A 9,015-nucleotide genomic window follows, 5' to 3' on the forward strand; every position below is an offset into this window, starting at 1 on the left:
TGCTGGGGTCGGCTAGAGCGTTTGAGGACGCACTAGCCGAGGAGTCTCATCATGCTTCGGATGGTAGGGAACGCGGTGCTCGGCGTCATCCGCTTTTTTCCGCATCGGGTTGTCGGCGGCCCGCTCTAGGGTGAGCCCATGTCCAACGGACCCGCAGTCGAAGCGATCGATCTGGTGAAGCAGTTCGGCACGAACCGTGCCGTCGACGGCGTGAGTTTCGTCGTCCCCGAAGGAACAGTGCTGGGCCTGCTCGGTCCCAACGGCGCCGGCAAGACGACGACGGTGCGGATGCTGACGACGCTCAGCGTGCCCACCAGCGGTACGGGCCGGGTGGCCGGCTACGACGTGATCAAGCAACCCGCGGACGTCCGGCGCAGCATGGGCCTGACCGGTCAGTCCGCGACGATCGACGAACTGCTGACCGGCCGGGAGAACATCCGGCTGATCGGCAGGCTCTACGGGCTGCCGACCAAGTACCTGAGCAAGCTCTCCGACGAGCTGCTCGAGCGGTTCCTGCTGACCGACGCGGCCGACCGGGTGGCGAAGACGTACTCGGGTGGGATGCGGCGACGGCTGGACCTCGCGGTCAGCCTGGTCGCCGCACCGCCGGTGCTGTTTCTCGACGAGCCGACGACCGGACTCGACCCGCGCAGCCGCGCGGATCTGTGGGAGGTACTGCGCGGCCTGGTTCGGGACGGCACCACCTTGCTGCTGACGACTCAGTATCTGGAGGAGGCCGACCATCTCGCCGACGAGATCGTCGTGATCGACAAGGGCAAGGTGATCGCGGCCGGTACGCCGACGCAGCTCAAGGACGAGGCCGGCCGGGCCAGTGTGGTCGTCACGGTCGCGGCAGTGGCCGACCTGCCACGCGCTGCCGAACTCCTGCGACAACACGCGCCTGAGGTGCACGTCGAGGAGGTGAGCCGGCGACTCACGGCGCCGGCCGCCGGTCTGGCCGACATGACCCGGATCGCCGGGGTCTTCGCCGATAGCGGGATCGACGTCGACGACCTCGGCCTGAAACGACCGAGCCTCGACGACGTCTTCCTGCACCTGACCGGTCACCGCGCCGAGTCGACCGACACCACCGGGACGCTGACCGAGCAGGAGGCTGTCCGATGACCGCCGTGATGACCAGGCCGCCGATCCACCAGCGCACCTTGCTGCAACAGTCGCTGACCGTGGTCTGGCGCAATCTCCTGCACATCCGGCGAATGCCGGAGATGCTGCTGGACGTGACGATCCAGCCGGTGATGTTCGTGCTGCTGTTCGCCTACGTGTTCGGTGGCTCGATCGACGTGCCCGGTACGTCGTACCGGGAGTTCCTGCTGCCGGGCATCATGGCGCAGACCATCATCTTCTCCTCCGCCATCGTGGCCATCGGCCTCACCAGCGATCTGGAGAAGGGGATCGTCGACCGGCTGAAGTCGCTCCCGATCTCCCGCTCGTCCGTGCTCGTCGGGCGGAGCCTGTCGAGCCTGATCCATTCCGGTATCGGCATCGTGGTGATGAGCGTGACCGGCCTGCTGATCGGCTGGCGGATCCGCGACGGACTGGTCAACGGCGTGCTGGGCTACCTGCTCCTGCTGCTGTTCGGCTTCTCGATGATCTGGCTGGGCATCTGGGTCGGGTCGCTGATGCGCTCGGTGGAGGCGGTGAACGGCTTCATGTTCACCGTGATGTTCCCGCTCACCTTCGTCGCCAACACCTTCGCCCCGACCCAGGACATGCCCCGCTGGCTGCAGTTGATCGCGGAGTGGAACCCGGTGTCGGCGCTGACCGCGGCGTGCCGGCAATTGTGGGGCAACGGTCTGGCGCCCTCGGCGGACGCTCAGTGGCCGCTCCAGCACCCAGTGCTCGCTTCCATCGCCTGGTCGCTGCTGTTCACGGCCGTCTTCGCGCCGCTCGCCTTGGTGGCGTTCCGGCGCCGCTCGCGGGACTGAAGCCTAGGGCGCCTGCGCCGGCAGGCCTGCCGGCTACGTCAGCGGGCCTGCCGCGTGCGTCGGCGGCCCGCCTGGGCGGGTTTGTCCGGAGGAGTTTGTCCACAGGCCCGGCGAGTGCCGATTTCGATCCGCCGTCCGGCGTCGATAAAGTCGCTTCTCTGGCTGTCTTCGGGGGCGGCCGCGGGAGGAGAAGCGTGGACGCGACATTGCTGGATGCGGAGGCCGAAGCGGCTGTCCTGCGCGTCTATCGGCAGGTCTTCGCCGTGCTCGCCCGGGAGGCCGGCGCGATGATCGTCGACCCGGAGCTGCTGGACGCGGATCAGGCGATCCTGGATGCGTTCGCGGAGGCGGGCAGCGACGGGTTGACCGTGGAGCAGGCCGCGCTCGCCTGCCGTGGATGGCCGCATGAGGTGATCGTGCGGCGTTTCGAAGTACTGCGGCAGTACGGCGCGATCACCAAGCTCGTGGACCGGCCCAACGAGTTGCGTCACCGGGCGGCCTTCGCGCCGTACGTGATGCTGATGTTCCTCAAGCGGATGTCGGTGCAGGGCGGGCAGGCCGAGCTGCACCAATTGCTCACCCTCGAAGCACACAGCGTGAGCGATCCGCGGGCGGTCGAGGAGCAGGGGCAGGCATCGATCCAGCGGCTGACGAAGGTGTTCCGGCTGCTGGGAAACGAGCTGTCCATCCTGGTGTCGACCAGCACGACCGCGCAGCTGCGGGAGAACGCACAGCTCGCGTGGGGTAACGAGCGACTGATCGAGCAGGCCGAGAAGGTGCACCGGATCGTGCTCGAGCGGTGGCCCGGGTTGCACCAGGTGTGCACGCAGCTGCGGATGTCGCTGGCTGCTTATGCGGATGCTGTTCAGCTGGCGGCCGGGCGGTTGGTCGAGCGAGCCGGTACGACGCGGGCGCTCGGATTGCTGCCGATCGAGACTTGGCTGACGTTTACGCGGAGCAGCGATACCGAAGTACTGGCTGGTGTGCTGGACGGCTTGCTGTTCGACGCGGCCGCGCCTGACTTCTCCCCGGAGGGCATGCTCGAAGCAGTCGAGTCCGGCCGCCGAACCGGTACTGCGCGGATGGCACCGCCTCGTCCTTCCTCGGAGACAGACGCGCCCGAGTCCGCCGCCGCCACAGACCGCGAGGATCTCCGCGCCGAAGCCGAGCGAATCCTGGCCGGCCGCTCCTCAGTCAGCATCGTGGACGTAGTCGACGACGCCGGCGACTGGGTCACCGCCCGCCGGGTCCTGGCCGAGCTGACCGCTGCCCACCTCCACGACGAGCTCGACTACGAGCTCGTCTGGGGCGACGGCATGCGAATCGACCCCACAGCCGGCACCCCCTGGGCCACCGAGGGAACCTTCCGGCGGGTGACCCGATGACGTCGTCGGAGGTCGCCGAGAGCGGCCGGTCCTACACCGCCCTCTGGTGGGCCAAAGTCCAGTCCGCCGGACCCCTCCAAGTCTCCCCGGACACCCCTGCCGTCCCAGGCCTCACCCGAGCCCCCGAGCCCGACGGCTCCACAATCTGGATGCTGCCCACCCTCCCCGAAGGCGCCGGCCACTCCGTCCTGGAGGAGCTCGGCATGCCCCCGGTAGCGGTCGAGATGCCCAACGAAACCGCCCGAGTCCTAGCCATCTGCGTAGCCTGCTGCTGGCAAGACCGCAGCGGCTCGGTGTGGCCCGGCGTGGTCGGCACCCTCACCCAAGTGAAGGCCGTCTACGCCGGCCTCCGAGGCCGCCCCGAACAATCCAGCGACCTGACCCTGATCATCGGCAGCCTCCGCCGCCTACACGCCACCAGCTGGCTTATCTGGAACGAAAAGGCCGGCGAAGTCCGCCTTGGCCCCCGGGTAACCGCCTGGACCCCTACCGCCCAAACCGGCCTGAGAGAACTCTGCCGAATCCTCCCCGACCCACCCCCAGCCGTCCTAGCCCCACCCCGCACCCCCGAGCCCACCCCCGACCCACTCCCCAACGATGGGGACGCACCCACCCCCGCCCCTGCCACCCCGACTTCCTCCGGGCCAGACCAATCAGCTGCGCCCGGCTCAGACCTACCCGAGCCGGAGGAGGACTGATGAGTGAGCATCATGCGCTCTTCGATCAGTTGTTGCAGGATTTGAGTGATCGGAGCAGGGACGAAGTACTGGCTGCGTTCAGTGCGGTGCAGTATGCGGCGCACCCGGTGGCCGAGGTGCAGCTGGCCGGGCTGCGGGACGTGACGTTGCGCCGTCAGGTGCAGAAGATGTTGAAGTTGATCGGTCGGACGCTGGTGCATGTGGACGGCACGCACTGGACAGCTGGGTACGCCGACGACATCGCCGAGACGCTGACCGCGCAAGGCTGGCAACCGCTCTCAGTCGTGGACCGCGCAGTACTGGTGCTCGTCCTGGTCCACTCGGTAGCGATCCCCCGCAGCGAAGGCATTCTCACCGGCGACAGCTGGAAGTCCGCCCGCCCGACGACCGTCGACGAGCTCCGCACCACCAAGATCTCCAGCGAGGAGCGCCGCCTGGCCCTCCAGCGACTCCGCGCCGCCGGCCTGATCCAGCTGTCCGGCGACCACTCCGGCGGCCCGAGCTACATCCCGGGCCCACAACTCCAACGCCTCACCCCGGCCGCACGGCGCCGCCTGCAGGATCAGCTGATCCTCGCGGCCGCCCCGTCGAGCCCGATCGCGGAGGCCATCCGCGCTCGCAAAGGCATCACCGAAGAAGAAGGAGCGGCATGAGCACCCCCACCCCCGCTGAGGACGGGCCGTACGACATCCTCGGCTCGAAGGTGCTGCTCGGCGTCCAGGTCGTCGACCTGTCCCGGCTGTCGACCCACCCGATCCCGATGGTCGGCCAAGGCCTCGTCACCGTTGCCGGCCAGGGCCCGGTCGACTCCAACGGCGCCGGCAAGTCCTCCTGGATCGCCGCCCTCTCGCTCCTCCACGCCGACGACCAATGGCGCCTCACCAGCGGCGCTCCCGGCGCGGCCGAGCTGCTCTTCACCGCCGAAGCGGCCGGCCAGGAAGGCACCTGGTCCAACGTCGACCGCGGCTACATCGTCGGCGTCTTCTCCGACCCGGACCTGACCGAGCTGGCCGAGATCGAAGCGGCCGCCATCACCGTCTGGATCAGGATCAACCGCAAAGCGTCGTACCTGGACCTGCGCTGGAAGAGCGGCCTGCACGTCCCGTACGGCGTCACCGAGGCCGAGCGCGCAGCCGGCGCCGACGCGCTCTGGGCCGCACTGCCCCACTCCAACGGCCGCACCGACTTCCACGCCAACAAGCTCTCCACAGTCCTGTACGGCGGCCAGGTCCGCTGCGTGTCGTTCCTCTCGACCTCCGTCCGCTCGTCCCCGACCGCCAACCTGCTCGCCGAGCCGCTGAACGAGCTCGGCCCCGCCCGCATCTTCAACGCGATCGCCACGCTCACCGGTCTCGATCACGAGCTGGAGCAGGAGCAGGCCCACCGCTCCGCCGAGCACACGCAACGCGAGGCGACCAAGCAGGCAGCGGCCGACCTCCAGCGCTGGGAACAGGAGATGGCCACGGTCGAGGCCGGCATCCTGCAACGCGCCGCCGCCCGCGAAGCCCTCGCCGCCGCCCGCGAATCCTGGAAGGCCCGCTGCGCCCGGCATCTCGTCGACGGCGATGCGCGCAACAGCGAGATCCTCCAAGAGCTGGGCGTACTGGACGAGCGCGTCGCCGAGCAGGAGGCGCGACGGGAGACCGTCGACACCGAGATCGAAGCGTTCGGCAGCGAAGAGAATCTGCTCCGCGACGTCCAACTCACCCGCCAGGAGCGCGACAAACTCGATGCCCGCGACCGTGAACTGGATCTCGCCCAACGCTCGGTCCGCGAACAGCTCGAGCGCCTCGGCCAAGAGCACCGCCGGCTGCTCGATGCCGGCCGCTCGGCCGACGGACGCGACATGGCGGCCGCCGCCGAGGAGCAAGAAGAAGCCCGCGCAGTCCTCGAGGAGCACATCGGCCGCGACCACGCCGCGCGTTCGTTCGTGGACCAGGCGACCGCCGACCTCCGCGAGGCCGAGAGCGGCCAAACCGTCTCGGCTCCGCAGCAACAGGTACTGGCGAACGCCGGCATCGAGTGCGGCGCCCTCACCGACATCACCGAGCTGGCGACCGCCGACCGTGCCGAGTGGGAGCCGCGGCTGGCACCGTACCGGGAGGCCGTTGTCGTCGACGCGTCCGACGTCGCGATCGCAACGTCTGCCCTGAGCGACGCCGGCTATCCGGGCTTCCTGCTCGTACTCGCCAACCGGCCCGATGCCGCCGCTTTCAAGGGTGGACCGTCGTCGGCGGACAAGCGGTTCAAGCTGGACGGGTTCTTCGCGGCTCTCGCGGAGCGTTCGGCGAAGGAGATCATCGACGAGCCGGCCGGCGTGGTCGCCGTCGGGCAGTTCGAGGAGGCGATCACCGGTCGCACGGCGCGCATCGAAGCGGCCCGCCGTCGCCTCGACGCAGCCGTAGAGGCCCGGTCAGAGGCATCGGCCGCGCTTGAGCAGGCTCGTGCGCGAGTGGACCAGGCCGAGCGGCGTACCGCGGCCGCCCGCGCGCTCGGGACCGCCGCGGACGTACAGGAGCAGATCCTTGCCCTGCGTGAGGCGAACGATCAGCACGAGACCGATCGTGACACGCTCGCACCCGCCTTGCAGGCGGCCAAGGAATCGGCCGAAGCCGCCGCCGGGCAGCAACTCGTCCGCGACGAGCGCCTGAAGAACCTCGAAGCCACTCGCCGCGATCACGACCGCATCCTCGACGAACTCGCCGGTCGACGGCTCGTGCTCCTGGAGGAGCAGACCGGTCTCGACCTGGTCAGCAGGACGACCGCTTGGGGCGGCAGCGCCTCGGAAGCCTCCGAGTTCCTGGTCGCCTTGCCGGATGACGCGGCCCAGCGTCGGACGACGGCCGACTGGAACCACCAGGCCTGCACCCAGCTCGACGACGTCGTACGCCGCTGCTTCCCGAACGCACGCTCGCGGGAAGAGATCCCGTCGGAGCTGTGGGAGATCCTCAATGGCGCCGACGGCTGGTCGAACGGGACCCTCGGCGCACGCGTCGCCCTGGTACCGGCCCTGCAGCGGACGCTCGCAAGCCACCTCGCGCAGCACGAGACCTTCGACAGCCTCCAGCAACAGCAGATCGCCAGCCAACGAGCTGAGCGGAATGCTGCCCTCGAACGCGCTCGCGAGGGACTCGGCGAGGCCGAGAGCACCGCGCGGGCCCATCGCTCGTCGCTTGCGGATGGCATCAAGGCGCGACTGCGACTGGTGTCGGCGGAATTCGACCGGCTGGACCAGCAGTACGGCGGGTACGGCGCGAAGCTCGAGTATCCGGAGCCTGACCCGCCAGCGGAGCCGGACAAGCCGTGGCGCTGGACGGTCACGCCGAAGTGGCGTCGGTCCGAGGGCGGGCCGTTCTCGGCGTTCAACGTCAAGGGCAACACCGCGCAGATGGACGAGAAAGCAGTGAAGCTCGTCTGCGCCGCGGCGTTGGCCGGCGGCAGTGACCGTCCGCTGCTCCTGATCCTGGACGAGCTGGGCCGGAACCTCGGCTCCCAACACCGCCGAGAGGCCGTCGCCCTGTTCGAGCAGATCGGCCGCGACCGGAACATCACGGTCATCGGCGCCCTGCAGGACGACATGGAACGCTACGCGCTGTCCTCATCCCGTCTCTACGTGAAGCTGCGCCGCTCCTCCGACACGATGGCCTACAACCAGGCACCGGTCGTGAAGGGCAACGAGGAGTACTCCGCCCGGGTAGAACTCCTCCGCACCTGGCTCGACTCCTACCGGGGCCCCCGCCCAACCCTCGACCTAGCCGAACAAACCCTCGACACCGCCGAGCTCTCCCAACCTGACTCAACCGTTCTAGCTGATTCCTCCGCCGAGGCTGCCGACGCGGCTCCGGCGAAGGCGTCTGGCCGACGGAAGCCAGCTAAATCGGTCAAGCAATCGACCGATGCCGAGCCGGGCGAAGACACCGAAGCAACGGGAGCCGCAGGCTGACCGGGCTGAACCGCGCGCCGAGCGGGCAGGGTGGGCGGACCGTCGTCGGCCTCCCTCGGCAGCGGTACCGGTTTTGGGCGGGAGGTTGCGGAAAAGGGACCCCGGTGGTCGGGGCTGACCCGTCGCTCGTTCACACTGGAGGGGTGTCGTGTGAGCAGATGGGCGTTCAGGCCGGCCCCCGCTGTTCACACGGAGTAGGCGGAGCTCTGGTCAACCCCTCGTCGTTCGGCGTACCGTCCGTTGGACAGGTCCAGCCGGCAGCTGATCGGAGGGCGTGAGATGGCATCTTGGCTACTGCGCGCCCAGTGGGCTCACCGAGACGAATCGGTCGAACACCGAGCGCTCCGCGTCGGGCGCACCCTGACCGCGGTCGCTGTGGCGTTCCCAGAGGTTCACCTGTGGACGCAGGACGAGCGCTGGGGTTTCCATGTGCTCGAGGCGGACGCCTCCGCACCGCTCCAGGAGATGGTCGAGGCGACCACGAAGGTCCTCTCGAACGGTTCGAGTACCACCCGCCTGCACCTGCAGAGCGCCGGTGATCTCCCCTGGTTGTTCGACCTCTCCATGGGCGGCACCCTCACGACAGTCTCCGACCAACTCACCCTGCACTGGAGTGACGAGGACGCGCTGATCCAGTCAGAGCGCTTCGCCCAGGTCCTCCGCGCGGTCGTCACGATCTGGGAACCCGAATGGGCCAGCATCGCCGACACCGAACTGGCAGCTGCCGCCGGCGTCTTCCGTCGCGGCATCCCGATGATGGGCTGGCTCACCTACGTCCGCGGCCTGGTAGCCGGCGCCCATGGCATAGACATCGGCCTCACCCCGTTCGAACGAGGCACCCTTCTCCAGGCACCCGTCGCCCCCGCAGACCTGACCCCGATCCACATCTGCGCCGCCGCGGCACTGGTAGGAATCTCCCCCGACGACCTCTGACCTCTGGGCTATGCCCTGGCAGGTCCGCAGCTCTCAAAAGGTCTGTAAAACACATTAAGGGCCACCCCTTGCGGGGTGGCCCTTAACAGTGTGAATGTCCGGCGACGTCC

At 68.8% G+C, this 9,015-nt stretch carries 7 protein-coding genes; all 7 read left to right on the forward strand.

Annotated elements, in window-relative coordinates:
* The first annotated feature begins 138 nt into the window (after positions 1 to 138).
* The 7 genes from ABD116_RS08235 to ABD116_RS08265 all read left to right on the forward strand — a co-directional run bounded on the left by ABD116_RS08235 (position 139) and on the right by ABD116_RS08265 (position 8,905).
* Positions 139 to 1,125 (forward strand): ATP-binding cassette domain-containing protein, encoded by a 987-nt coding sequence (locus tag ABD116_RS08235; RefSeq protein ID WP_343966562.1) that lies wholly within the window; start codon positions 139 to 141, stop codon positions 1,123 to 1,125.
* The gene (locus tag ABD116_RS08240) at positions 1,122 to 1,946 is read left to right on the forward strand and encodes an ABC transporter permease (protein ID WP_343966564.1); all 825 of its coding nucleotides are present in this window, start codon (positions 1,122 to 1,124) and stop codon (positions 1,944 to 1,946) included. Before ABD116_RS08235 ends, ABD116_RS08240 begins: the two co-directional genes overlap by 4 nt.
* A gap of 194 nt (positions 1,947 to 2,140) precedes the next feature.
* A complete protein-coding gene (locus ABD116_RS08245) occupies positions 2,141 to 3,331 on the forward strand; it encodes a hypothetical protein (RefSeq protein WP_343966566.1) in 1,191 nt (396 codons plus the stop codon).
* The gene (locus ABD116_RS08250) at positions 3,328 to 4,029 is read left to right on the forward strand and encodes a hypothetical protein (protein ID WP_343966568.1); all 702 of its coding nucleotides are present in this window, start codon (positions 3,328 to 3,330) and stop codon (positions 4,027 to 4,029) included. Before ABD116_RS08245 ends, ABD116_RS08250 begins: the two co-directional genes overlap by 4 nt.
* Positions 4,029 to 4,682, forward strand: coding sequence for a hypothetical protein (locus tag ABD116_RS08255; RefSeq protein WP_343966571.1), 654 nt, complete (start codon positions 4,029 to 4,031; stop codon positions 4,680 to 4,682). The genes ABD116_RS08250 and ABD116_RS08255 overlap by 1 nt, the downstream gene beginning before the upstream one ends.
* Positions 4,679 to 7,972 carry a coiled-coil domain-containing protein gene (locus tag ABD116_RS08260; protein ID WP_343966574.1) on the forward strand — a complete coding sequence of 1,098 codons (3,294 nt, stop codon included), beginning with the start codon at positions 4,679 to 4,681 and terminating at the stop codon, positions 7,970 to 7,972. The genes ABD116_RS08255 and ABD116_RS08260 overlap by 4 nt, the downstream gene beginning before the upstream one ends.
* Before the next feature lie 279 nt (positions 7,973 to 8,251).
* Positions 8,252 to 8,905: a hypothetical protein gene (locus ABD116_RS08265; RefSeq protein WP_343966576.1), complete on the forward strand. Its 654-nt coding sequence runs from the start codon at positions 8,252 to 8,254 to the stop codon at positions 8,903 to 8,905.
* Positions 8,906 to 9,015 lie beyond the last annotated feature (110 nt).

Origin of the sequence: Kribbella koreensis (assembly GCF_039525325.1) — a bacterium.
Lineage (GTDB): Bacteria > Actinomycetota > Actinomycetes > Propionibacteriales > Kribbellaceae > Kribbella > Kribbella koreensis.

Excerpts from the sequence above, each read along its gene's own strand:
- ABD116_RS08235 (WP_343966562.1), top strand. The coding sequence starts at position 139 with ATGTCCAACGGACCCGCAGTCGAAGCGATCGATCTGGTGAAGCAGTTC.
- ABD116_RS08240 (WP_343966564.1), top strand. The coding sequence starts at position 1,122 with ATGACCGCCGTGATGACCAGGCCGCCGATCCACCAGCGCACCTTGCTG.
- ABD116_RS08250 (WP_343966568.1), top strand. The coding sequence starts at position 3,328 with ATGACGTCGTCGGAGGTCGCCGAGAGCGGCCGGTCCTACACCGCCCTC.
- ABD116_RS08255 (WP_343966571.1), top strand. The coding sequence starts at position 4,029 with ATGAGTGAGCATCATGCGCTCTTCGATCAGTTGTTGCAGGATTTGAGT.
- ABD116_RS08260 (WP_343966574.1), top strand. The coding sequence starts at position 4,679 with ATGAGCACCCCCACCCCCGCTGAGGACGGGCCGTACGACATCCTCGGC.
- ABD116_RS08265 (WP_343966576.1), top strand. The coding sequence starts at position 8,252 with ATGGCATCTTGGCTACTGCGCGCCCAGTGGGCTCACCGAGACGAATCG.